Raw genomic sequence first — 24,379 nt, 5'->3', positions numbered from 1 at the left:
CAACAATGTGCGTAAAATACGTTAATAACAAGGAGCCACTTCGGTTGGTCCAAGGGAGGAATTCCATGAACATCAGCCAGCTTGAGACGCTTATCACCATCTCCAAAACCATGAGCTTTCGCAAGGCGGGAGAGCAGCTCAACCTGACCCAACCGGCGGTTTCGGCACAAATCAAAAGTCTAGAGGAAGAATTCAAAACCCAACTCGTTGATCGGAACCAGCCCGTCACGTTGACCGATAGGGGCCAAGTATTCTTGACCCATGCAGAACAAATTGTAAGAATTGTCGAGGAATTAAAGCAGCGGCTTGCGGATCTGGAAGAGAACCCGCAGGGGCATATCGTTCTCGGCACAACCACTTCCATCGCTATTCAAATTCTGCCGCGTATTCTGTCTTATTTTAAAAACCAGTTCCCCCATATCAAAACATCCATCTCATCGATGTCCTCCTCGCAGATTTATCATCAGGTAGAGAATGGACTTGTCGATGTAGGCATCGGCTATCTGATCGGGGGGAGTCCTGGCATGACCACGTCCACTCTGTATTATGATACCTTCGAGCTTGTCGTCTCGCCCCGTCACCCTCTGGCACAGGCCAAAACCGCAGGGATCGAGGCCTTGGGCAAAACACCGCTGATTCTGCTGTCACCCGATACCGTCGGCCGCAAGTTTGCAGATGAGGTCATGGCCAAGCACGGCATTCAGCCGCAAGTCATTATGGAACTTACCAGCAGTGAGGAAGTCAAACGAATGGTGGAGCTGGATCTCGGCGCCGCTATCATCTCCAAGCAGTCCGTCACCGCAGAGGTGCGGGCAGGGAGCCTGAAGATTGTGCCGATTATCGAGCTTGAAGTCACCCATCCGGTAGGCGTCATTACGAAGGCCGGCAAATACGTCAATTCCGCCATGAGACAATTTCTAAGCGATCTCAAGGGCATGCCAGAAACCCAGTTCATCGGTTCGGAATAACCGCCACACCACTATATTGGTCAAAGGAGAGGTCCTGCCATGAAATTCGATCTACACACACATCATTTTCGCTGCGGCCATGCCGACGGAAACATCCGCGATTATATTGAGGCTGGACTGAGCGCCGGACTGAGCGCCATAGGCATCTCCGATCACACCCCCTACTTTGGAAGCCCCTCGGAGCAAGCTTTTCCGCGTATCGCTATGGCGAAATCGGAGCTGGCGCTCTATGTCGATGAAGTCCTGTCGCTGAAAAAAGAATACGAAGGCCGGATCGACGTACTTCTGGGTATCGAGTCGGATTATTTTCCACAGCATGCGGAGCTATATCGCACGACACTCGGTCGGCATCCCTTCGACTATATTATCGGGTCAGTGCATTATGTGGCTGACGTAAGCATTTTTAATAAAGGCCGCTGGAAAGGACTAAGCCACTCTGACCAAATTGCGGCCAAAACAGAATACTACCGCCTGATTGCAGAGTCTGCCCGCAGTGGCATGTTCCAGATTCTTGGGCATATCGATGCCATGAAAGGGAACTATCCAGCTTTCTCCGAAATACCTACACCAGGACCGTTGGATGAATGCCTGCGCACCATCGGTGAATGCGGCGTAGCTATCGAGATCAATACTTCGGGTAAAACCAAGCTAAGCGGAGGCTGGTACCCGTCTGACGCCATCCTGGAGCGAGCCTTGCATTTCGGCGTCGCAGTCACCTTCGGTTCCGATGCGCACAAGCCGTCCCGTGTGGCTGATGAGCTAGACGATGTCGCCGCACGCCTCAAGGAAATCGGGTTCAAGCACTGGGTATACTTCAAGCAGCGTGAGAAGATCACCGTCGCCCTCTAGTCACAAGTACTACCGTCCCTTCCCCAGATATGAATAACGGCAAAAAAAATGGACCCGAGTGATCGGGTCCCAAAACAGTTATATATTTTCAAAAGGGGGTCATGTACTTAGTTTAACCGGACACTGTTAGAGTTGTATAACGGCATTATTTCATTTGTGTAACAAAGCCTGAAGACTTTCATTACATCGCCACCGGAAGCTACGATTGGTACGGTACGCTCCAACTGTAATCCATTTTTTAGCATCACCCGCTCCGAACCTGTATTGTCTCCCCTGCATCGACCTTCCACCACCTTCAGCCCCAGCTCCTGAAATCCGTAATTCAGCAATAGTCCCACCGCTTCAGTAGCGAAACCATGTCCCCACCACTCTGGATCAATCATGTAGCCCAAAGTCGCTTTGCCCTCCTGCCGGTTCCAGTTCTGCAAAGAGACCGTTCCTACCAGTTTGTGCTGTCCGCTCCTATAAATGCCGCCATGTAGTGCACCAGGGTCAATCGCGTACAGCATTCGGTTAATCAGCTTATCCATAAAAACAGGCTGTGACCCTCCCGGGCGCATCACAATATGCGGCTTGACCAGCGGGTGAGAGAGCAGCGTCCGCAAAGTCCGGGCATTCTCCGGCGACATTGGCCGCAGCTCTACTGCCGTCCCGTTCCGACGGGGCAGCTTCAGGGTCTCATGGGCGCTCATTTACTCTCCACACTCCTCAGTTGAAAAATATGCAGCATACTGATCAGACTTACGCATGTTGACTGACATGAGATGTGGTCATCATAGCAGAAAATGTTTGAATTTCGGGGCCAGTGCTGCCGCCAAATTTCTTTAGAAATAGCTGGGTTGGGTGATTGAATCGTGCTTGGTGATTAAATCTAAAGTGCTTCCAATTCACTCCCTACGCCTTGGCTCAAGCCTGACGCAAGGTTAATACCGTAAGCTCGGGCCTGCATAACAGCCGGAACGGCATATAAGTCTCGCCAAACCCCCGGTTCACATAAACTGGCATCCGTTTGTTCTCCGTGTAATACAATCCGGATATGTATTTCAGCGATCCATAAGGAGTGAATGGCGCACCAACCATCGGCAAGCGGATTTGCCCGCCATGACTATGTCCCGACAGCTGCAGATGAAAAGGATATTCCTCCGCCGTATCGGCGTAATCCGGTTCATGCATCAGCAGCAGCGTGAAGGTGCCCGGAGGAACGCCTTGCAGCGCTGCTGCTGGGTCCGGTTGGCCATGCAGCAAATCATCGAGTCCAGTGATAGCCATTACCGCGCCGCCGCGCTTGATCAGCATGGATTCATTGCGCAGCACATGAAATCCCGCTGATTTGAGCAGCCGGGTAACTTTGTCCGTATTCTTGTAATCATGGTTGCCTAGAATCGCATACTTGCCCAGGGGGGCCTTCAGCTCGGCCAGCACGGGTACAGATTCCGTCAAATCACCGGGATTGCTGTCCACTATATCGCCAGTAAAACAAATCAGATCCGGGTCAACCTTTCTAATATGATCAACCAGACGAGCAATGTCACTGGCATCTTTGTTAAAACCCAGGTGCGTGTCGCTAAAATGCACCACTTTCAGGCCTGCAAATGCTCCCGGCAGCCCAGCCAGGTGCAGCTCTATACGGGTCACTTCCAGCCAGCGCGGCTCCGCCAGCCAGGAGTAACCACCGGTCAGCAGCCCTACGCCTAAAGCGGCTGCCGCGCCGCGAGCCAGGAACTGGCGGCGGGTAATTTTGGGCCGCTGGTGCTGTGTATCGTGCTTGTCTATACATTCAAGGGGAGGAACCCCGGATGAGCCTGTGTTCATAGGGTATTCTCCTTTCGGGTTATTTACCTTCGGATTTGCACCTTATTGCTCTGGACCAGCGAGTACCAGATGTACTACCTCTTCCGGTGCCTCCTTATATGCAGAAGCAATTCCCTTTGCCTTGATTACTGACTTCTGGACACGACGCTGCTTGAAAGATACTTCTAGCTGCCGGCTAAATGGAAACGGGTTCAAAATCAAAGTCGCCTCATCCTTCCAATTCGCCGTAATCCGCTGCCCGGAGGTAAAGACAAAATCCTCACTGCCCGTAAACCCTTCACGCCACCACGGATGCTCCTCTGCCTTCGTACTACCAGGCTTATTGAGCGCCAGGTACAACGAGAGATCGTCACAGAACTGCAGCAGACGGGAATCATAATGCAGTTCACTTTCTCCGATTGGAGCAGTTGCTTCCAGTTCACGGCGGATGCGGTCCCGGCGCGCTTTCTCCTGCTCCTGATACAAGGTTAGCTCAGGATAATCCTCGCCGGATATATCAATCAGCCGATCGAAATGCAGGCTGCATATCAGCGCTCCATAAGGCGTGTCAGCTTCAATCTCGTTCAGCCCGCGCCGGTAGAAGGTTAGCTTCGGCACTAGAGGGAAATCGATGAAAGTATACGGTGCATCCGCCGCATCGTTCCAAAAAGGCGTCTCATCAAGATCAATCCAGCCCCGATCATGCTCGGACACCGCTCGCAGTACTTCTTCGCGTCGGTTCTCCCCAAGGCCGCGCTCTTCTCTGAACCATTCCGCAAGAACACCCGACAACTCTCCGTGCTCATGCTGCTTCACCATCACAAATGCTCCGTCCTGCTCCCGACAAATCACTTCTATTCCTCCCCAACTTTTCCTGCTCTCTGGCTTACCATAAACTATGATGATTATATCATAGTTGGATATGATGATATAAATCCAGCAGGAAAGCGCTATTATGATAGACTTATGGATATTTACGCTAAAAAGTGCGGACTTAAACCCTTACGCTAAAAAAAACAAACAGCCACCCCGCAGCAGATGCTGGGATGGCTGTTTATACTGCTAAGCAGGGTTCCTGTTAGACACCCAGCCAGCGTTTGAACATATGCTTCGTAGTCTGCTTGTTAATCTCGGCAATCGAAGTTGTCAGTGGAATGCCCTTCGGACAAGCCGCCACACAGTTCTGCGAGTTACCGCAACCGTCGATCCCGCCATCTTCCATCAGCGCTTCCAGGCGCTCTTCCGCATTCATCTCGCCCGTTGGATGGGCATTGAACAGCCGGACCTGAGAGATTGCTGCCGGACCGATAAAATCGGTCTTGGCATTGACATTCGGGCAAGCCTCCAGGCAGACACCACAGGTCATGCACTTGGACAATTCGTACGCCCATTGCCGTTTCTTTTCAGGCATACGCGGCCCTGGACCCAAATCGTAAGTACCGTCAATAGGAATCCAGGCTTTTACCCGCTTGAGGGCGTTAAACATCCGGCTGCGGTCAATAACAAGGTCGCGTACCACAGGGAATGTCTTCATCGGCTCGATCCGGACAGGCTGTTCCAGATTATCGATCAGGGCAGCACAGGCTTGGCGAGGCTTGCCGTTGATGACCATGGAGCAGGCACCACACACTTCCTCCAAACAGTTGGAGTCCCAGCATACCGGAACCGTACTATCGCCCTTGGCATTGACCGGATTACGTTGAATTTCCATCAGGGCGCTGATCACGTTCATCCCTGGACGGTAAGGAAGATCAAATTCCTCTGTATACGACGAGCTTTGCGGATCATCCTGGCGGGTGATAACAAACTTTACGTTTTTGGGAGCTTGGGCTGTTTCCGCCATCATCGTTACCTCCTAAAAGTGTTATGAAGTATACGTTTCTTGAATCTCATTTTGCCAACAGGACTATTTATTTACCGTCCATGAGCCTGCTGATCTGACAATTGCAGCTACTGGTTGGTTAACGTTCGTCAGTTAGCGTTCGTCAGTTAGCCATTGTCTGTTACGTTCTTCGGTTAACGATCCAACCTGCTAAGTAATGCTACCTCGAAATACTATCGCGAAATCAGTAATTGCTTCTTGTTCCCTCTGTTAACGGACGCCAGAGGCGTTATTTCCTAACAACCCATCGTTCCAGAAAGTAACGGACTCCAGAAACGTTATGAGCAGAAATCCTGTGTAAAGTTCACGATTTGGGAGGAAATAGCGTCCCCTCAGTCCGTTACATGTTCCAGAAGCGGCTTAAGGTGCAAATAACGACGATAGGGTCCGTTAGCCCACCGTTAGCCTCATGCATGAGTGTCAACTTTCTGAAGCAGTGGCTTTGCCAAGCACTCCTCGACTACACAATTACCACCACGCCGCGTTCACCGACCGCTTGCTGACACTGAGCATCCTGCTACCGGACAATTACCGCTCCGTCGCAGTCCTCCAGCCTTTAGTTGGTCGCGTTAAGCTCCCGCTTACTTGTCCTTCGAGTAGTCCCGAATCCGCGGCGGGATCAGCGAGACATCTACGGCTTCGTAGGAAATCTGCGGGCCTTCCGCAGTCCACTCCGCTTTGGTTGTCTTCAGGAACTCCTCATCGTTGCGGTCCGGGAACTCTGGCTTGTAGTGCGCTCCGCGGCTCTCGTTGCGAAGCAATGCACCCAGCGTCATCGCCTCGGACAGCTCCAGCATGTTCCACAGCTGGCGAGTGAACGCGACACCCTGGTTGTTCCAGCGTGACGTATCGTTCATGTTGATGTTCCGGTAGCGTTCCTTGAGCTCCTTGATTTTGCCGATCGTTGCTTCCAGCTTGGTGTTGTGGCGCACCACCGTCATGTTAGCGGTCATCCATTCGCCTAGTTCCTTGTGGATGACATAGGCATTCTCTTTGCCCGACATCCCCAAAAGGGACTCATATTTATCGGTCTGCTTCTTGTGGAAGCCATCGAACACGGTAGAGGAGATATCCTGCACCGATTTCTTCAAGCCTTTAATATATTCAACCGCCTTCGGTCCGGCGACCATCCCGCCGTAAATGGCGGATACTAGCGAGTTAGCTCCGAGGCGGTTCGCGCCATGGTACTGGTACTCACATTCCCCTGCCGCGAAGAGGCCCGGAATATTCGTCATCTGGTTGTAATCGACCCACATGCCACCCATGGAATAGTGGACTGCCGGGAAGATTTTCATAGGAATCTTGCGTGGATCATCACCCATGAACTTCTCGTAGATTTCGATAATCCCGCCGAGCTTGACGTCCAATTCCTTCGGATCTTTATGAGAGAGATCGAGATACACCATGTTCTCCCCATTGATGCCGAGTCCCTGATCGACACAGACATTAAAAATCTCACGGGTCGCGATGTCACGCGGCACCAGGTTACCGTACGCTGGATATTTTTCTTCGAGGAAATACCACGGCTTGCCGTCCTTGTAGGTCCAGATCCGTCCGCCTTCCCCGCGCGCCGATTCCGACATCAGCCGCAGCTTGTCATCGCCCGGAATGGCTGTAGGGTGAATCTGTATGAACTCTCCGTTCGCGTAATGCACACCCTGTTGGTATACGGCACTAGCCGCGGTTCCCGTGTTAATAACAGAGTTGGTCGTTTTGCCGAAAATGATGCCGGGACCGCCGCTGGCCAGAATTACGGCATCGGCCGGGAAGGTCTCGATTTCCATCGTCTTCAGATTCTGAGCGCTGATCCCGCGGCAGACGCCGTCGTTATCAATAATGGCCGAGAGGAATTCCCAATTCTCGCTCTTGGTGACCAGACCCTCCGCCTCCCAGCGGCGAACCTGCTCGTCAAGTGCGTACAGCAGTTGCTGTCCTGTTGTCGCTCCGGCAAAAGCCGTCCGGTGGCGCTTCGTGCCGCCGAACCGGCGGAAATCGAGCAAGCCTTCCGGCGTACGGTTGAACATAACGCCCATCCGGTCCATCAAGTGAATAATGCCGGGCGCCGCTTCGCACATCGCCTTGACTGGCGGCTGGTTCGCCAAGAAGTCTCCGCCGTAGACCGTATCGTCAAAATGCTCCCAAGGCGAGTCTCCCTCGCCCTTCGTGTTCACGGCACCATTAATGCCGCCTTGGGCACAGACAGAGTGTGATCTTTTGACAGGGACAAGCGAGAATAGATGAACATGCGCTCCGGATTCAGCTGCCTTGATGGTCGCCATCAAGCCGGCCAGACCACCGCCCACGATAATGATGTCTGCTGTTGCCATGATAAGTTCACTCCTAACTGTTTTGTCAGCATATGCCGCATCGATCAGCTTCGTACAACACCGATTTCAAAAGCATACGCTTACCGAAAATATGAATAATCTACTTTTAATTTAGATGAAGGTCTTCAATGATTGCAGAGCAGCCGCAGCCGTCTGGAACTCACTGTCACGGAAAGTGACCAGCGATACCAGGAACATAACCGTTACGATCACGAACAGCCCCAGGCAGATCACGGAAGATACGCGCTGCGAGCGCGGCCCGACGGTAATACCCCAGCTGATCAGGAACGACCACAGCCCGTTGGCAAAGTGGAAGGACGACGCCACGATTGCGATGATGTAGAATGTAAGCAGCAGCGGCTGGGTCACAATATTGTGCATCAATCCGCCAAGCTCCTCATGCTTCACATTGCCGAGTGTCACCTGGAAGCGGGTCTCGAACACATGCCAGACGATAAAGATAAACGTGATAACCCCTGTGACCCGCTGCAAGGTATATCGCCAGTTGCGTTCCAGCTTAAAACGGTTCAGGTTCGGCTTCGACTGGTAAGCGATGTACAGACCGTATACCCCGTGATACAGCAACGGAAGCCATATACCGAACAATTCCAGGAAGAAGACTAGCGGCAGGCTGTTCAGCCACAGCACACTGTCTGTGAAACCGGAAGCGCCACCCTCAACTGCGGAGAAATTCGTCAGCATGTGCTCAAGGAAAAAGCCCCCGAGCGGGATAACGCCGAGCAAGGAATGAATCTTTCTGGAATAAAATCCTCTCATACTGGTGTGTCCCCTTTCCAATTAAAACAGCGTTTTCATTAATGAGCATTTACCGCCGGGACTACTTCTTGAAACAGCTGCATGATTACATGAAAAAAGGATATTTCCCGATTTGCAAGCCGCTATCCCTTGTGTTCCCGGACTTTGATTATTTATTCACAAACTGTGAATATCTTGTGTCACTTTTCATGTTACTCTTTTTTGTCTTATAAGGGAATTGCAATATAATTATTAATCGTTATACAATTAGTGCATAAGAATGTCTTTTATGTGATAATGATTATCATTTACAATGTACTTTTTCCTTTTAGTTCCTGAAAATACTGGCTATCTATGATTCAACCTTTTATCGTTCTATGCTTTTTATCACTTCTTATACCGGCAGAATAAGGCACAATCCTGACAGAGTCATACCTTGTATTATTACGGGAGGAAGACACTATGTTTGACGATCTGGATATATTCGCGGCAGTGGTGGAGCATTCCAGCCTGAACCGGGCCTCACGCCAGCTTAACCTGTCACAGCCTGCCCTTTCCCGCAAAATCTCCAAGCTGGAGGAAAGGCTGGGGGTGCCTTTGTTCAGCCGTTATGGCAAGCGCCTGGAGCTTACTGAGGTTGGCCGGCTGGCTTACACCTATGCACTGGAACAGCGGCAGCAGCGTTCCAAATTTATGGAGGCGCTATCAAAGTTCAAAGAAGGCGAACCTCAGCTTGTTACGCTAGGGGCCAGTCTGACGACACTGCAGACCACACTGCCACCGCTGGTCAACACCTACATGGAGAAGTATCCCGCTGCTGAGCTGAAGCTGATCACCGGCAAAACGCATGAGATTGTCTCCTCGGTCAGCGAGGGCAAGTGTGATGTAGGAATTATCGCTTCCTCCATTCAGGAGCCGGGGCTGCGCTGCATTCCACTCTTCGAGGATCAGCTCCGCCTGGTGGTCTCCAGTCAGCATCCCCTCACGCTGCTGCCCAAGCTGAGCATGGACCATCTCTCACGTCTGCCGATGATCCTGTTCTCCAAGGGAACCTGGTATCGCCGCCTGACCGACGATCTGTTCCAGCGCTGCGGCATTGATCCCGATGTGCGCATGGAGATCGATTCCTTCGAGGCTATCGTCCGGCTGCTGCCGACGGCCAAAACCGCGGCGCTCCTGCCCAAATCATATCTGCGTCCCGAGCTGCTGAATGGCAGCGGGCTCGTCTCGCTGCATATCAAGGAGCTGGAGCAGACCCAGCGGACCACCTGTCTGATCTACCGGGATGGCGGTGGGCTCAGTGGTGCTGCCCGGTCACTGGTGCAAGTGACGAAAGAAGTGTTCCTGCCAAAGCTGGCCGATTAAGAAGAGACCTTAAAAAACCCGCCTGCGGCTTGTCCGCAGGCGGGTTTTATCATAACAATCATTACAGGTTAACAGCTTCTTCCTCGAATTGGTCAATGCCCTCATTGGAACCGATGACGACCATAATGTCACCTTCATGCAAGGAATCCAGCGCAGTCGGAGCGACGATAATCCCGCTCTCCCTGTTGATGGCAATGATGCTGCACCCGTATTTGGCGCGGGTATTGAGCTGGGACAGACTCTTGCCGTCCATACAGGATGGCACATTCATCTCGACAATTTTATAATCCTTGGATATTTCGATATAATCCAGCAGATTGGGCGTCACCAACTGGTGGGCCACCCGAACTCCCATATCCCGCTCCGGGAAAATCACCCGGTCCACGCCCAGTTTGCTCAAGGCACGTCCATGAAGAATAGATATGGCCTTGGCGACCACCTGCTTAACGCCAAGCTCCTTCAACAGAATGGCAGTCAGAATACTGCGCTCCATATTATCGCCAATAGCTACAATCCCGCAGTCGAAATTCCTAACACCCAGTGAACGCAAAATCCCCTCGTCCGTGGCATCCGCCATCACCGCATGGGTGAGCTTGTCGCTCATTTCCTCCACCCGTTCTTCCAGATGGTCCACTCCGAGCACCTCATAGCCCATATCCATCAGCTCAAGCGCCAGACTTGAACCGAAACGTCCCAGCCCAATTACTACAAATTGCTGTGGTTTCATCTCCCGTTAACTCCTTATCCAATAATCATTTTGCCTTCCGGATATTGATACAATGGTTTACCTTGTTTTGGGCCGAGTGCATAGGCCAGCGTCAATAGTCCCAGCCTGCCGGCGAACATGGTGAGGCAGATGAGAATTTTGCCAACCAGCGACAGCTCCGGAGTCAACCCCATGCTCAGCCCCACGGTCGCGAAAGCCGATGTCGTCTCGAACAGAATCTCCAGAAAGTCCCGTTCCTCGGTCGTCGAGAGCACCATGGATACAGAGACAATCAGCAGCAGAGCGAGCAAAGTAATGGTCAGTGCTTTGAACACCCGCTCCTGCGCCAGCCGGTAACGGAAGAATACAATATCCTCACGCCCGCGCAGCATGGAGATTACAGCGCCGATCATGATCGTGAAGGTCGTTGTTTTGATCCCGCCCCCAGTAGAACCGGGAGAAGCACCGATGAACATCAGAATTACGATGAAAAATTGCGAAGCCTGGCGCAACCCGGAAATATCCAGCGTATTCGCCCCGGCCGTACGCGGTGTGACCGACTGGAAGAATGCAGCCAGTATTTTACCGCCAATATTCAAGGAGCCCATGCTCCGGGGATTCGTAAATTCAAACACAAAAATGACGAGCGTCCCTGCCAGTATCAGCGCTGCAGTTGTAGACAGTACCACCTTGCTATGCAGCGACAGCCTGCGCTTGCGCCGATAATCAATAAGATCAGCGAGTACGATAAACCCAAGGCCACCGGTGACAATCAGGAACATCACAATCAGATTCACTACAGGATCATTGACATAGCCCATCAGGCTGCGGTAATGCCCGAACAGGTCAAAACCTGCATTGTTGAACATGGAAATAGAATGGAATAGTCCAAAATAAATCGCCTTGCCGAGCGGCATATCAAACGCCCAGCGTATCGACAGCAGCAGCGCTGCGCTCCCCTCGATCATGAGTGAATAGATCAGCACCCGGCGGATGAGCCGTACGATCCCTTCCATTGAGCTCTGATTCATGGCCTCCTGCAGGATGAGCCGATCGCGCAGCGAGATTTTCCGCTTTAAGACCAAAGCAAAGAGTGTTGCCATCGTCATGAAGCCCAGGCCACCAACCTGAATCAGGATCATAATAACGGTCTGTCCGAAAAGGGAGAAATACGTGCCAGTGTCCACAACTGCTAGACCCGTAACACAGGTAGCGGAAGTTGCTGTAAACAGCGCATCTATAAAGTTCAATGAATGTCCACTCCGGCTGGCAGCCGGAAGCATCAGCAGCAGTGTGCCAATCAGGATAATCGCTGCAAAACCGAGCACCAGCGTCTGGGGTGGAGAAAGCTTAAAAATGGTGAAACGGTTCAACTTAGGGAATGGCGGGGCCAAATCCTCACCTCTCACTATATAAATTGACGGTGTATTCCGTTAGATGCCAAACAAAAAAAGCACTGGAACACCAATGCCTCTCCCCTTGGTCCCTGCAGTGTTCTGAAGCCTACGAGGTTAGCTGACGGATTCGGGCGACTGCAGACTGCCCTATTCGTTCCCGGAACGAAATTCACCCCTGAAGATTGGCAGGCAAACCTACGTCTGCTTGCGCCTTTCTCTTCTTATGGTTCCCCCGTTTTCAATTGAAATTCGGCTTATATCTAATTGCATTCAAATTATATACGTTCTGTCCTGACATCACAAAGACACTATTAAGTATATTTGGATAAAATAATGTCTTAAAGAGAGACCGCGAATGCAGGGGACCCAGTTCTCATTCCTTTTCCGTGACTTGCCTGTAATTGCATCGTTTTTCACGGTTTCAAGGATATATAGAACTTTTAATCCTTGAAATTGTATGGTGAGGAATGATACACTACACACAACAAGTGTATGACCCATACCCATACACATTTTTTTAGGGGGAAGACATGGAAGAATCTTTGGAGCTGCTACCGCAGCAATTTCATATCAATCCCTCGCGTCCCATTTATGAACAATTCGTCGAAGCCATCCGAGGCCGGATTGTTACCGGACTTATCCCACCTGGCTCGCGTCTGCCATCTGTGAGGGATTTGGCAGCCGATCGGAGCGTGAATCCGACTACAGCTGCAAGAACCTATCAGGAGCTGGAGCGGATGGGCCTGATCGTCACCTATCGTGGACAGGGTACCTTTGTTACGAGAGATGAGGTCATCATCGAGGAGGCCCGCAAAGATATGATCCTGGAGGCCGTGCGGCAATTTAAAGCTGTGGGTGCCAGCCTGGGGCTGACAGCAGAGCAGATGCTACAATTTGATAAGGAGGAATCTTGATGCGTACGAATAACGATATTTCATCACTGCCAGAATACCCGGCAGCCGTCCAATGTCAGAACCTAACGCTTCGCGTGAGGAAAAAGACACTTTTGGACGACGTAAGCTTTCATATTCCCCGGGGTAGTATCACGGGACTGCTTGGCCCCAACGGTGCGGGCAAGTCTACCTTATTACGCCTGATTACTGGACTCGCTGCACCAGACTCCGGCTCCGTGAAGATCTTCGGTGAACCTGCTGGGGTAGAGCGTCTAGGACAGTTATCCCTGTTGCCGGATCGCAGCAATCTGCCCGGCTGGCTGACCGTACAACGCTGGCTCCACTTTGCCGAAGGTATTTATCCCGATTGGGACAATGTGAAGGCAGAGCAGCTAATGGGGCAGCTCTCCGTCAAGAGAGAATCCCGCATCTCGACCTTGTCACGCGGGGAAGAAGCCCGGCTGCAGCTGCTGACCTGCCTGTCCCGCAAAGCTCCGCTAGTTATACTCGATGAACCCTTCACTGGTGTGGACCTCATTTCCAGAGAGGAAATTGCATCCACAGTTGTGCGAGAGATGGCTGATGGTGAGCGTACCTTTTTGATTGCTACACATGATATCCGGGAGATGGAGCTGCTGTTTGATCGTCTAATCTTGATCGGTGGCGGACGGATTCATGGTATTGAGGATGTAGAGCAGCTTCGCCAGTCTGGTCTTTCCGTTGAATCACGTTACAGGGAAGTGTTCGCATGACAGCGCTTAGAGCGTTAACAGACCTGGAGTACAGTCGCTATAATCCTTTTAAATGGGGCCGAAAATCTTTTTGGGGAATCACTGTAGCTCTATTTATTCTGCTCGTAAGCATCGGATGGTATCTCTTTCATAGTAGACAACCTTCTCTGCAGGCTCCGTTTACAGCAGGCACCATTTTTATAGTAGGAATCATCATGTATCTTTCTGCAGTCGACATGCTGTTGTTCACAGCTCATGGCAGCCGGGAGTGGATTCTGAATTTCCCACACCCTCGGAAGCTACTGCTGTATGCCAAGGCGATAAGCCTGTTTAGACATGGACTGTATCTCGGTTCCATCGTTATCACCTCTAATATCGGACTGTATGTGCTCTTCAGCCTGACGGGACACTATGGGTACTTTCCGTTTAAAGATCTTGTCCTAACATTAGTCGCTCATGCACTGTTTACGGCCTCCATCCTTCCGCTCGCCATTGTATGCGGACTGCTGGCAGGAACCATTCTTATGGGCTGGAAACTGCTGCTGCTCATCCCCTTTTCATTATTATGGCTGTCGCCGTTGATGGCTTTGGCTACGTACTTAAATTCTGCTGCTTTGAACGGTGCGCAATTACAGTCCCTGAAACCGTCCTATATACTGCTGTATTCGCTAGGTATTCTGCTGATTGGCTGGCCTCTAAGCTATATGCTGATCCAATGGATTGCTAAGGCTGGTCTCGAAAGAATGAGTGAGATCCGCTACAATTTCTTGGCAGTACAGCTTCCGGTTGTTAAAGAGCAGAACACCGTGAAGTCGTACCGGTATTCTTCCGGATTCCGGGCACTGTATCAACTGGAGCGCAGCCGTCTGCAACATTTTGAAGCATTAATACCCATTAAAGTGATCAAGGGAGTTGTTCTTGCTGGATCTTTTATCTTGTTCTACCTGTTTCCAAGAGACGATCAGTTTGTAATCACTCTGACCAAGCTGCAATTTATCGTGCCTGTAGTGGCAGCTTCCGTATGGCTCATGTGCAAGAGTGGGGTGGAACACAAGCAACTAAATTGGCGACTCTCTTTTCCACAACCCAGACTTCTGCTTATGGCCTCCAATATCGCCGCAACAATGGTCACCGTCCTTCGAATCCATCTGATGATGGGCATAGCAACTCTAGCCGGAATTGGAGCATCTCTCGCAGGGGGTAGAATACATCTTGCTGATGTGACGAATTATCTGCATTGGTTCGCATATATCGTCTTGACGTCAACACTGTTGCTCACCCTGTCTCTCTGTCTGCTGCAAATCAGCTACTATCTAATGAAATCAAGAATATTGAGTGCTCTCCTCTTTCCACTGTATCTGATCATTGCGCTTCAACAAACGATTGTAAATAATACCCTGATCCCGGAAAATGTACAGCTCGGACAGTCGCCGGATTGGCAGCTGCTTGGCTGGGTAACCTTGATCGGATTACCGCTTGCCATAGCCTGCCTCCCTGTCGGGGCCAAATATCTTCACCTGGTTATAGCTCAACGTAATGAGACGGCTGTACAGAAGAAACTTTAAAATCATAAAAACAGGTCCCTTTGCGTAAGAATACTTGTTAGAAGATTGTAGACAAGCAAAATAATCTGATTGCCCTCATTTATACAGTATTGCAAGTAATGCCATAGTACACGAGTTCAACCAAAAGGAGGCGTTATATGAATCCCGTCGGCCAGCCCCTTAAGCAGCGTCCTCTCTCCAAAGGGCTTATTATTTCGGGCATCATAGGCATTGCCCTGTTCATTATGTTCCAAGTGTTTCCTTCCCTACTCGGGGGTGTACCTGAAGGAAGTACCGCAGTAATCAGTAAAGACGTAGCCAAGAGTAACGCCGCAGTATTCGCGGCACAGAAGCTAGGTTATACCGTCACGGATGGAGAATGGAATATCACCTACGAATCCGACTCTTCCTTCTTCGGCTATATGTCCCGGGAGAAGCTGCTGGAGGACTATAGCAAAAAGAAACTGGACCAGCATTATCCTTACGATGTGTACCATGCGGCCTTCACACCCGCAGGTCAGAATGGTGCTCTTCTGACCGTGAATCTCAACATGTATACCGGGCAGGCTGTCAGCTTTGCCCGTGGGGCAGCCGTCACTGGCGGCACTTCTCGAACCCGGCCTCAATCCATTGCCGCGAGCGAGGAAGCGGCGCCACTGTCCTTGGCCCAGAAGGAACAGCTAGCTCGTCCCTGGCTTAAGGAATGGGGCGTCAATCCTGCCAAGCTACAAATTGAGCCTAATAGCAGCGGCAGTTCCGGACTGACGTACACGGACAGCTCAGTCACTGTAGGAGAATCACGCCTGCAGTATCAATTTACTTTTGACGGAGGGGATGTCTCCTCCTTCAAGCCTGGATTTGCAGCACCAAGCTGGCATACCTCGTACGTGGACAGCCAGAAGTCGCTTGCTACGAAGCTGACCTTGTACGGCTATGGCCTACCGACCATCGCCCTGGGCGTGCTGGCCCTAATCTACAGCATTCTGAAGCGGAGTCATACCTCCTTCAAGCGCGGCCTCTTCCTCAGCACCGTTCATTTTCTGATCATGATGGCCACCACGTACAACATGCTACCGGAGACCTCAGGGGATAATGTCGAGGCACGGGTTACAGCCATTGTGATGTTCGTGATTTATGCGCTGTACAGCCTGCTGATGTCTTGCCTTCTCTACTTCTCACTAGTCGGCGGAGACGGCCTCTGGCGTAAAGAAGAAGGGATGAACCCGTGGCCTCGTGCCAAAGAGCCGGGATACGGCAAATATGTGCTGGACAGCATTCGTGCTGGGTACGTCTGGGCCTTTATCCTGCTTGGGGTACAAACACTAATGTTCATCCTCCTGTCGCTCACCCTGCATAATTGGTCGACCACCGATGCCAGCCAGTCACCTTATAATATGAGGTACGCTTGGCTGCTGCCGGTCGTAGCCTGGCTGGCGGGTCTGTCTGAGGAGGCCGTATACCGTCTGTTCGGGATCCGCATGCTGAAGAAAATCGTACGCAGCACGTTGGTCGCCAGCCTGATCACAACCCTCATCTGGGCTTTCGGGCATACGCTGTACCCGATCTATCCGATCTCCTCGCGCCCGATTGAGCTAACTGTAATCGGACTGCTGTTCAGCTACATTTTCCTGCGCTACGGCTTTATCGCCGTCATGTTCAGCCATGTCGTGTTTGACAGCATTCTAATGGGCGTGACGCTGATCTTCATGAAGGAGAGTGTCAATATGTGGGCAGGCGTCTTTGCCATCGTGATGCCCCTCCTGGTGGCTTATATCGTCTACTTGTTTAACCGACCCAAGACCCCGCACGATACAGAAATCTCCAATTCAATGATATAAAGAAAGGGATGCTCCTAAAGGCCGTTCGTTCTCCGGCCTTTGGAGCATCCCTTTTATTTGGAACATCCCTTTTAAATGTAGAGATTGGTACCACAGCTTCGATTACATCATCAAGCCGTGTCCACCTTTCGTATCCTTGCCGGGCAAACGGGAGGGAAAGCGGATTTGAATGACCGTTCCCTCACCCAGCGAGCTATTGATAATTACACCGTATTCCTTGCCATACTGCAGCTTAATGCGCTGATCTACATTGCGGATGCCATAACCAATCCCCTTGTCTGTCGGATCCAACACCAGTTCGATGATCTCTTCCTTCATACCAAGTCCATTATCTTCTACCTCGAAGCATAAGTCCTCGCCTTCAGAGTACGCACGAATAATAATCGAAATCTCATCATCGTACCAAGCATGCTCCAGAGCATTTTCCACAAAAGGTTGCAAAATAAACTTCACCGTCTCATATTCCATCACTTCCGGATCAATCTCATACGTCACTTTGATTCGATCAGCGTTCTTGATCTTCTGAATCTCCAGATAGGATTCCACGATCTGAATCTCCTGCTCAATCGGAATGATCATATCTCCGCGATGCAAGGAAAGGCGGTAGAATCTGGCCAAAGCCCGTACGATCTCGTGCAGCTTATCAATTTCCCCCAGCTTCGCCATCCGGCTAATCGATGAGAAGGTGTTGTACAGAAAATGCGGATTCATCTGGGAATGAAGCACCTGCAGCTCCGTTTCCTTCTTCTCCAGATTGCTGACATACACTTCATCGATCAAGCGCTGTATGGTCGACGCCATATCATTGAAGGCACTGCCAATCTCTGAAAATTCATCGTTCCCTTGAATCGGCATTCGCTTGTGGAAGTTCCCCTCCTGGAAAGACTTCAGAGAGGCCGTCAGCTTCATGAACCGCCGCGAGAAATACTGGGACATAATAATACTGATCACGAACAGTAACGCCAGAATCAATACGCAGATCAATATAGTCACATTACGGACTTGTTCGGAGTTCTTTTTCAATGAAGAATACGGGACCCAGGCTACTATGCTCGCCGCCATGTTATCAATTGGAGTCTTAATCTCCATATAAGAGTCAGGTTTGACGATATCCCCATTGGCAGCACCAGACAGCATCGCCGGGTCTACCAGATTCTTCGAGCTGGAGAACAGCAGATGATCCTTATCGTCCACTATAAAGAGGATGCTGTCCTCACCCAGATGTCCAGTATCTACGTCGGAGAAAATATACTTCATATTCACCGTCATTTTGAACAGGCCGCTCAGTTGCAAGGAATCGTAATTGATCAGTGGCCGGAGATAAGAGATGCTACCCGTCTCCCTGTCCTTGTCCACCTGCTTCCACTCAGCTGAGCCAAAATGCAGATCCAGTGATCGATACCATTCCGTATTCTGAATCCGCTGGGTGTGGAACAGTGCATACTTGCGTCCTCCCTGTCCCGCGCTTTTCGAATTGTTATCACTATAGTAATACTCGCTAAGATAGTAATACTCACTTACATTCGGGTTATCCACATACAGGGACAGCATCACTTCCTGGTTAGGCAGGTTGGCGGCATTCTCCAATTTGGGCAGAATGTATTGGGACATAATATTGTATTTTTCCCACCCCGAATGATAACCAGTCAAATAACGTGACAACGTCTGATCCGTGTAGATCTCATCTGAGCTGCGAATCAGGTCCTTCAAGCGATAATCAACATTGCTGCCGACCTGCTTCACGGTAACTTCAAGATTACTTCGAGTATGCTCGGCAATCGTATTTACGGAAGAGATGTACGCATAACTGCCGATGCCAATGACCGGAGTCAGCACCAGCAGCAAATAGGATATCAACAGCTTGTAGCCTAAAGGCATATAAGAGGAAGGAAAGCGTCTCTTCATGAAGATCAACTCTGCTTTCTGTAGTCTGCGGCGGTAATGTTGAAATACTCACGGAATTGTCTGCTGAAATAGGCAATATTCTTGTAGCCCACCTTCTCAGCCACCTCATAAATCTTGAATTGGTGCTGATCCAGCAGGGTAATCGCCTTTTCCATACGGATGCGGACCAGATATTCATTGAAGCTTTCTCCCATGTGCTCCTTGAACATTACACCCAGGTGATTCGGAGAATAGGCAAAATGGTTGGCCACCTCGCGCAGCGTCAGGTTATCAGACAGCTTCTCCTTGATGTACTGTTCAATGTGCTCCATTAAACGCCGGTTCTTATGCTGCTTCTTCATAAACAGAATCTCCGAGATTTGGAACAACGTATTGCGAAGCCACCGTTTGATGTCCTCAACAGTTTCTAAATTATGTATTACATCCATTTGCTGGATACCCCAGCCGAGGAGACTCTCATAGGTCTCATTCAGTGTTCCCAGGTAAGCTTCAAGCCGGGTTGCAATGTGAATAGAGAAGTTGTATACCTTAACCGGATGCTCAAATTCGGCGGCCACTTCGAACAGCTCATCAATACAGTCGCAAATATCAATCAGTCTGTATCCGGCCATCGCACCAAACATGGCTTCTAGCACAACACTGAGATCCTTGATGTCTTTAGTCATTCCTGACTTGTTCATTACGGGGTGGATGACCCGGTTCTTGCCGATGAACATTTTGCCGTTCATAAAGGTCTTGGCTTGGGAAAAAGAGAGCGGCAACTCTTCTAATGAAGTCACCTGACTTCCATAGCTTACAGTTATCGTAAACGAGGTCCCCTCACGCACCTCTTGCACCAGCTTTTGCAACTGCAATTCCAGTAGGTCTGGCTCCGAGGTATAGATCAGCCCAATTTGTGAGCGGTTGAAACGGCATATTTTACCGGTACCCGCTACCTCAAGTCGGTTGGCGATATAGCTATAGAGATCGTCCAGCGCAGCATTTCCGGCTTCCGGATTCTCGCCGATCCGTAACAGTACATCATCGGCCTCAATGAGCACCGCGTAAGCGCTTGTAAAAACTAAATCCATTGGATATCGTGCCAGAAAAGCAGCAAAGGTCTCCTGATCAATCGTCCCCTCCAGTAAATGCCTCAGCACATCGCTCTTGATGAACTCAAACGAGGTCATGACACTGGTATCTTCACTTCGCTTGACACGTTCACTGTCCAGTTCTGCAATAGCCGTCTTGAGAACCGTCACGATCTCCTCATCATCAACCGGCTTCAGAATATAGCCATGCGCCTTAAGATCAAGCGCCTGCTTGGCATAATGGAAATCCTGATAGCCGCTGATAAAGACAGTTTTGATGCCCGGATTCTTCTCCAGAGCCTTGCGTGATAGCTCAATGCCAGAAATCACCGGCATTTTAATGTCGGTGATCAGCAAATCAATATCATGGTTCTCAATAAACTGAAGCGCAGCAAGCGCCTTGTTCTCACTACAAACTACCTCGATCCCAAGGTCATTCCAGGGGATGAGACAGCGAAGCCCCTCCAGATCATAATTCTCATCGTCCACAAGCACGGCCCTATACATGACAATCCCTCCCCCTTCATGAGGAAAAGAGGGCACGGATTGTGTCCTCTTTTTCCCGCCTTAACTGGCGTTAGCCTTTAATTTTGCTGAGATTTTGTTGCCATACATTTGTTTTCCATTTCAGAACTTTATCATAACCCATCTTAGCTGCTTCTTTGTCAGTTTCCTCGATCAAACGAAGCACTTCTTCGTCGCTCTTCGCGAAGATGATCTTAGGCAGAACCTGAGCGTATTGGTCTTTCAAACGTTGCAGAATGATACCCTCTTCGGAGTTAGGAGCTGGATCAAGATTCGAGAACTCGGTGATGTTCTTGGAAGTCTTGAAAGATACGGTGGACTGAGCCAGTGTCGTCCAATCCTGTGCTTCGGAAGGCAGCAGCTTCTCGCGCTCTGCTTTTACTTTATCAACATAGGAAGTATTTCCGTACCAGTTAAATTCGCCAATTTTCAATTCATCGTATTTCTTAGGATCGCGATGGATATAAGCATCATTTGGAATAGGTACTCCATCTTCTACTTTATCATAAAATAATCCAGGAGGCCCGAAGAATAATACTTGTTGTCCTTCAGGGCTGGTTGCCCAGTTCATGTACGAGAAGATAGCTTCAGGATCTTTTGCATTGGTAGTAATTACGTTTACGTTCCAACCCAATGTGTTGTAGCCGGAAGGATAGACTTTATCCTTGTCTACGCCTTCTTTGTGTACAGGCCAGATTGGCTCGTAGCCACCTTCAGGATCTTTAGCAGTCAGCAGGTTGTTCGCTTCGCGTCCGATACCTTCAACTACTGCGTCATAAGCGCCGAATACAGCGATTTTACCGGTTTTCAGTTTCTCAAGCACCTGATCACGTGTTTGGGTCAGCAAATCCTGGGAAGTCAGACCTTCACGGAACAATCTGCTTGCATACAGGGCAGTATCCTTAAAGCCTTGATCCTGGTAGACCGAAGTCAGCTCAGCGCCGTTTGGTACCCCGAAAATTTGGCCCGATCCCGGAGAGATAAAACCAGGTGTACGGTCATCCGCTGAACCACTGTAAAACATACCGATCATTTGTAAATCAGCGCCATCACGAGTTTCACCAAAGTCAATCGGCACCATGTTAGGGAATTTTTCTTTGACTTGCTTCAGGTAGGACTCAAGGTCATCCCATGTTTCAAGTTTAGGAGATCCAAGCGCTTTATAGGTCTTCTTCTCTACGAGATATGCTGCGTTACCATTACCGTTCTTACCGCTGATGTACCAGTTCGGAATCTGATACAGCTTGCCATCTTCACTGCGCAGCATGTTCAGCGTTTCCTCGCCTACATTCTTTACAAACTCAGGATACTTCTCCAGGTAAGGGTCGATTGCAACCAGCTTTCCTGCTTTTTGCAGACGCTCCACGTCTTTACCGCGGTCCAAAATAATATTGTCAGGCAATTGATTGGATACGATCATAGCATTCAGCTTTTGAGCTGCAGCGCCGTTAGATTGTACCGGATCAAGTGTAACCTTGAGATGCTCTGTAATCCATTGACCATGCGGTCTTTCTGCCCATGTTGGTGCAGTGTACCAGTCATAATTGACAAAACTTGTGAACGTAACCGGTTTCACTTTTGCAGCTGCGTCTTCAGCTTCAGCTGCTGGACTGTTGGTAGGAGTTGTGTTGGTTCCTGTATTTTCTGCACTTTTCTCTGTGTTGGTTGCAGCGGGACTTGCTTCAGGCGCAGCATTATTGTTGTTACTGGAGCAAGCAGCGAGCATACTTGTAGCCAAAGCACTAACAAGCAATACTTGCCCTATCTTATTTTTGTTCATTTCATAACCCCTCTCACATTTACAGTTTAATATGTCATTAGTGGGTGGCAGCCGAAGCTGCCCCCACAGATAACCATTGATACTACTCTTTCAGTGATCCTACCAATGCGCCCTTGACGAAGAACTTTTGCAGGAACGGATAGATCATTAGAATCGGCAGCGTAGCAATCATCATCGTTGCCATCTGCAATGCCTTAACCGTCACTGTGTTCTGCACCAGACTTTGCGCATACGAGTTCAGATTACTCATCAGACTCGCGGTAGCGCCTGCATTAATGATCTGGACAAGCAGCGTTTGCAGTGGGATCAGATTCTGATCGCTGATAAAGATGGCCGGTGTGAACCAGTCATTCCACAATCCAACGGCGGTGAACAATCCGAGTGTCGCCATAACAGGTCCAGAGATCGGTAGTACAATCTTGAAAAATACACCAAAGTTCGAGCTTCCGTCAATCCTAGCTGATTCCTCAAGTCCGTCAGGTAGCTCTGCAAAGAAGGTACGGAAGATAATCATGTTAAATACATTGACCATACCATGAATTAACAAAAACGTGAACGTATTGTAAAGGTGCATCTGGTAGATGAGGATGAAGTAAGGAATCAATCCTCCGGTGAAGTACATTGTAACGATACAGATGATCATGTAAAATTTCTTGAACACAATGCCTTTCTTGGAAAGACCGTAAGCAAAGAGTGATGTGAAGAACATGGATAACGCTGTACCAAGTATCGTCCGCATAATGGTAATCATATAAGCTCTGAAGATGTTATCTTCCTTGAAGACGATATTGTAATTCTCTAAAGTGAACGAACGGGGCCAGAATGTAACACCGCCGAGCGCTGTATCACTTCCGTTGTTAAACGAGATTACTAATGAGTTCCAGAATGGATAAAAAGTAATGAAGGCAAGAAAGATTAGTATGACATAAATAATCCCATGCATGATTTTATCAGAACGACTGCTTTTCAAGAAGTGTCCTCCTTTCTTGATGAGAACCGAATGGGCCTACCAGAGACTGGCTTTGCCAAAACGGCGTGAGATGGTATTGGCAACATAGAGAAGAAGTACGCTCAACACCGATTTAAGCAATCCGGCTGCGGTCGCGTATGAATAACGTTGGTTCAGAATCCCCATTTGATATACATAGGTATCTACCGTCTGTGCATAAGGCATCAGAATACCGTTATTCAGATTTTTGGTCAGCAGCAAGATATCTTCAAAGCCTGCATTCAGGATATTACCTACACCAAGCAGCAGGAAAATCGTGATAACCGGCGCAATGCTCGGAATTGTAATTTTGAAGATTTGCTTAAATTTACTCGCCCCATCAATGGAAGCTGCTTCATACATCGCTGGATCAATCCCGGCAATAGCTGCCATATAGACGATGGAACCAAACCCGATTTCCTTCCAAACGCCTACAGATACGAGAATGCCCCAGAAGTATTCTGGAATGGACAGCCAGTTGATTGGCTTATCAATCAGAGACATCTTGACCAAAACTTCATTCACCGCACCATTATCTACAGCTAGCATCGAGAATACCAGGCCGGATACAACGACCCAGGAGATAAAGTGAGGAATGTACGTAACGGTCTGAACAATGCTTTTAAATACTATATTTTTCACTTCATTTAACATGAGAGCCAAAATAATCGGCGCCGGGAACCCGATCAGAAGCTTCAGCAAGCTGATGCCAAAAGTATTTCTGACAATGCTCCAGAACTCCGGTGATTCAAAGAACATCCGGAAGTGCATCGTCCCGACCCACGGACTAGCAGAAAATCCCTCGAACATATTGTATTCCTTAAAGGCCATAAGCACGCCCCACATCGGAATATAGCTGAAGATCAGAATGAATATAATCGAGGGAAGAATCATGAGCTGATAATCCCACTGCCGAGCGAACCTGCTCCAGACTCCCGTGCCCGGAGCTTTCGTGCTCAAGGGTTTATACGCCTTGCCCGGTACGCCACTGGGTATCGTTTCTTTTTTCATAGCATCACCATTTCTTTCATTTGATGCTATTATCTTACCGCTAAAGTGAAAGC

20 protein-coding genes and 1 riboswitch are annotated in these 24,379 nt (G+C 49.7%); of the genes, 7 read left to right on the top strand and 13 right to left on the bottom strand.

Annotated elements, in window-relative coordinates; all coding sequences use genetic code 11:
• Positions 1-65 precede the first annotated feature (65 nt).
• The gene (locus tag ACFORK_RS15230) at positions 66-968 is read left to right on the top strand and encodes a LysR substrate-binding domain-containing protein (protein WP_379200284.1); all 903 of its coding nucleotides are present in this window, start codon (positions 66-68) and stop codon (positions 966-968) included.
• 39 nt (positions 969-1,007) lie between these two features.
• Complete coding sequence (locus ACFORK_RS15225) at positions 1,008-1,817, top strand: histidinol-phosphatase (RefSeq protein WP_379200282.1); 810 nt, start codon at positions 1,008-1,010, stop codon at positions 1,815-1,817.
• Positions 1,818-1,924: 107 nt separating this feature from the next.
• Here the strand turns inward: ACFORK_RS15225 and ACFORK_RS15220 are convergent, their stop codons facing one another.
• The 6 genes from ACFORK_RS15220 to ACFORK_RS15195 form a co-directional block, all read right to left on the bottom strand.
• The gene (locus ACFORK_RS15220) at positions 1,925-2,509 is read right to left on the bottom strand and encodes a GNAT family N-acetyltransferase (RefSeq protein WP_379200280.1); all 585 of its coding nucleotides are present in this window, start codon (positions 2,507-2,509) and stop codon (positions 1,925-1,927) included.
• Positions 2,510-2,723: 214 nt separating this feature from the next.
• On the bottom strand, positions 2,724-3,629 hold the full coding sequence (locus tag ACFORK_RS15215) for a metallophosphoesterase (RefSeq protein ID WP_379200278.1): 906 nt from the start codon (positions 3,627-3,629) through the stop codon (positions 2,724-2,726).
• A gap of 42 nt (positions 3,630-3,671) precedes the next feature.
• On the bottom strand, positions 3,672-4,460 hold the full coding sequence (locus ACFORK_RS15210) for a DUF3891 family protein (RefSeq protein WP_379200276.1): 789 nt from the start codon (positions 4,458-4,460) through the stop codon (positions 3,672-3,674).
• Positions 4,461-4,686: 226 nt separating this feature from the next.
• Positions 4,687-5,451, bottom strand: coding sequence for a succinate dehydrogenase iron-sulfur subunit (gene sdhB / locus ACFORK_RS15205; RefSeq protein WP_379200605.1), 765 nt, complete (start codon positions 5,449-5,451; stop codon positions 4,687-4,689).
• A gap of 620 nt (positions 5,452-6,071) precedes the next feature.
• A complete protein-coding gene (gene sdhA / locus ACFORK_RS15200; protein WP_379200274.1) occupies positions 6,072-7,817 on the bottom strand; it encodes a succinate dehydrogenase flavoprotein subunit in 1,746 nt (581 codons plus the stop codon).
• Between the two features lie 111 nt (positions 7,818-7,928).
• Positions 7,929-8,594, bottom strand: coding sequence for a succinate dehydrogenase cytochrome b558 subunit (locus tag ACFORK_RS15195; RefSeq protein WP_379200272.1), 666 nt, complete (start codon positions 8,592-8,594; stop codon positions 7,929-7,931).
• A gap of 441 nt (positions 8,595-9,035) precedes the next feature.
• Between ACFORK_RS15195 and ACFORK_RS15190 the strand changes: the two genes are divergently transcribed.
• The gene (locus ACFORK_RS15190) at positions 9,036-9,938 is read left to right on the top strand and encodes a LysR family transcriptional regulator (protein WP_379200270.1); all 903 of its coding nucleotides are present in this window, start codon (positions 9,036-9,038) and stop codon (positions 9,936-9,938) included.
• A gap of 61 nt (positions 9,939-9,999) precedes the next feature.
• Here ACFORK_RS15190 and ACFORK_RS15185 read toward each other — a convergent pair whose 3' ends face one another.
• Together ACFORK_RS15185 and ACFORK_RS15180 are read right to left on the bottom strand one after the other, a co-directional pair.
• Positions 10,000-10,665, bottom strand: a complete 666-nt coding sequence (locus ACFORK_RS15185) for a potassium channel family protein (protein ID WP_379200268.1) — start codon at positions 10,663-10,665, stop codon at positions 10,000-10,002.
• 14 nt (positions 10,666-10,679) lie between these two features.
• Positions 10,680-12,017 carry a TrkH family potassium uptake protein gene (locus ACFORK_RS15180; protein WP_379200266.1) on the bottom strand — a complete coding sequence of 446 codons (1,338 nt, stop codon included), beginning with the start codon at positions 12,015-12,017 and terminating at the stop codon, positions 10,680-10,682.
• 111 nt (positions 12,018-12,128) lie between these two features.
• Positions 12,129-12,306: riboswitch (cyclic di-AMP (ydaO/yuaA leader) on the bottom strand.
• A 265-nt stretch (positions 12,307-12,571) separates the two neighbouring features.
• Between ACFORK_RS15180 and ACFORK_RS15175 the strand changes: the two genes are divergently transcribed.
• The 4 genes from ACFORK_RS15175 to ACFORK_RS15160 all read left to right on the top strand — a co-directional run bounded on the left by ACFORK_RS15175 (position 12,572) and on the right by ACFORK_RS15160 (position 17,047).
• On the top strand, positions 12,572-12,955 hold the full coding sequence (locus ACFORK_RS15175) for a GntR family transcriptional regulator (protein WP_379200264.1): 384 nt from the start codon (positions 12,572-12,574) through the stop codon (positions 12,953-12,955).
• Complete coding sequence (locus ACFORK_RS15170) at positions 12,955-13,686, top strand: ABC transporter ATP-binding protein (RefSeq protein WP_379200262.1); 732 nt, start codon at positions 12,955-12,957, stop codon at positions 13,684-13,686. Before ACFORK_RS15175 ends, ACFORK_RS15170 begins: the two co-directional genes overlap by 1 nt.
• A complete protein-coding gene (locus tag ACFORK_RS15165) occupies positions 13,683-15,230 on the top strand; it encodes a hypothetical protein (protein WP_379200260.1) in 1,548 nt (515 codons plus the stop codon). Before ACFORK_RS15170 ends, ACFORK_RS15165 begins: the two co-directional genes overlap by 4 nt.
• Positions 15,231-15,367: 137 nt before the next feature.
• The gene (locus ACFORK_RS15160; RefSeq protein ID WP_379200258.1) at positions 15,368-17,047 is read left to right on the top strand and encodes a CPBP family intramembrane glutamic endopeptidase; all 1,680 of its coding nucleotides are present in this window, start codon (positions 15,368-15,370) and stop codon (positions 17,045-17,047) included.
• Positions 17,048-17,149: 102 nt separating this feature from the next.
• Here ACFORK_RS15160 and ACFORK_RS15155 read toward each other — a convergent pair whose 3' ends face one another.
• The 5 genes from ACFORK_RS15155 to ACFORK_RS15135 form a co-directional block, all read right to left on the bottom strand.
• Positions 17,150-18,952 carry a cache domain-containing sensor histidine kinase gene (locus ACFORK_RS15155; RefSeq protein ID WP_379200255.1) on the bottom strand — a complete coding sequence of 601 codons (1,803 nt, stop codon included), beginning with the start codon at positions 18,950-18,952 and terminating at the stop codon, positions 17,150-17,152.
• 5 nt (positions 18,953-18,957) lie between these two features.
• A complete protein-coding gene (locus ACFORK_RS15150; protein ID WP_379200253.1) occupies positions 18,958-20,529 on the bottom strand; it encodes a response regulator transcription factor in 1,572 nt (523 codons plus the stop codon).
• 70 nt (positions 20,530-20,599) lie between these two features.
• The gene (locus tag ACFORK_RS15145; RefSeq protein WP_379200251.1) at positions 20,600-22,327 is read right to left on the bottom strand and encodes an extracellular solute-binding protein; all 1,728 of its coding nucleotides are present in this window, start codon (positions 22,325-22,327) and stop codon (positions 20,600-20,602) included.
• Between the two features lie 82 nt (positions 22,328-22,409).
• A complete protein-coding gene (locus tag ACFORK_RS15140; protein ID WP_379200603.1) occupies positions 22,410-23,270 on the bottom strand; it encodes a carbohydrate ABC transporter permease in 861 nt (286 codons plus the stop codon).
• 63 nt (positions 23,271-23,333) lie between these two features.
• Positions 23,334-24,209, bottom strand: a complete 876-nt coding sequence (locus ACFORK_RS15135) for an ABC transporter permease (RefSeq protein ID WP_379200601.1) — start codon at positions 24,207-24,209, stop codon at positions 23,334-23,336.
• Between the last annotated feature and the right edge of the window lie 170 nt (positions 24,210-24,379).

The organism is Paenibacillus sp. GCM10012306, from assembly GCF_042649265.1.
In the GTDB taxonomy this organism is placed as follows: Bacteria; Bacillota; Bacilli; order Paenibacillales; family Paenibacillaceae; genus Paenibacillus_AQ.
Note: the sequence above shows the minus strand (reverse complement) of the source record. Positions and strands in the feature narration are given on the sequence as shown.

Coding starts and splice junctions, on each gene's coding strand:
- ACFORK_RS15230 (WP_379200284.1), top strand. CDS start 66: ATGAACATCAGCCAGCTTGAGACGCTTATCACCATCTCCAAAACCATG.
- ACFORK_RS15225 (WP_379200282.1), top strand. CDS start 1,008: ATGAAATTCGATCTACACACACATCATTTTCGCTGCGGCCATGCCGAC.
- ACFORK_RS15220 (WP_379200280.1), bottom strand. CDS start 2,509: ATGAGCGCCCATGAGACCCTGAAGCTGCCCCGTCGGAACGGGACGGCA.
- ACFORK_RS15215 (WP_379200278.1), bottom strand. CDS start 3,629: ATGAACACAGGCTCATCCGGGGTTCCTCCCCTTGAATGTATAGACAAG.
- sdhB (WP_379200605.1), bottom strand. CDS start 5,451: ATGGCGGAAACAGCCCAAGCTCCCAAAAACGTAAAGTTTGTTATCACC.
- sdhA (WP_379200274.1), bottom strand. CDS start 7,817: ATGGCAACAGCAGACATCATTATCGTGGGCGGTGGTCTGGCCGGCTTG.
- ACFORK_RS15195 (WP_379200272.1), bottom strand. CDS start 8,594: ATGAGAGGATTTTATTCCAGAAAGATTCATTCCTTGCTCGGCGTTATC.
- ACFORK_RS15190 (WP_379200270.1), top strand. CDS start 9,036: ATGTTTGACGATCTGGATATATTCGCGGCAGTGGTGGAGCATTCCAGC.
- ACFORK_RS15185 (WP_379200268.1), bottom strand. CDS start 10,665: ATGAAACCACAGCAATTTGTAGTAATTGGGCTGGGACGTTTCGGTTCA.
- ACFORK_RS15175 (WP_379200264.1), top strand. CDS start 12,572: ATGGAAGAATCTTTGGAGCTGCTACCGCAGCAATTTCATATCAATCCC.
- ACFORK_RS15170 (WP_379200262.1), top strand. CDS start 12,955: ATGCGTACGAATAACGATATTTCATCACTGCCAGAATACCCGGCAGCC.
- ACFORK_RS15165 (WP_379200260.1), top strand. CDS start 13,683: ATGACAGCGCTTAGAGCGTTAACAGACCTGGAGTACAGTCGCTATAAT.
- ACFORK_RS15160 (WP_379200258.1), top strand. CDS start 15,368: ATGAATCCCGTCGGCCAGCCCCTTAAGCAGCGTCCTCTCTCCAAAGGG.
- ACFORK_RS15155 (WP_379200255.1), bottom strand. CDS start 18,952: ATGAAGAGACGCTTTCCTTCCTCTTATATGCCTTTAGGCTACAAGCTG.
- ACFORK_RS15150 (WP_379200253.1), bottom strand. CDS start 20,529: ATGTATAGGGCCGTGCTTGTGGACGATGAGAATTATGATCTGGAGGGG.
- ACFORK_RS15145 (WP_379200251.1), bottom strand. CDS start 22,327: ATGAACAAAAATAAGATAGGGCAAGTATTGCTTGTTAGTGCTTTGGCT.
- ACFORK_RS15140 (WP_379200603.1), bottom strand. CDS start 23,270: ATGCATGGGATTATTTATGTCATACTAATCTTTCTTGCCTTCATTACT.
- ACFORK_RS15135 (WP_379200601.1), bottom strand. CDS start 24,209: ATGATTCTTCCCTCGATTATATTCATTCTGATCTTCAGCTATATTCCG.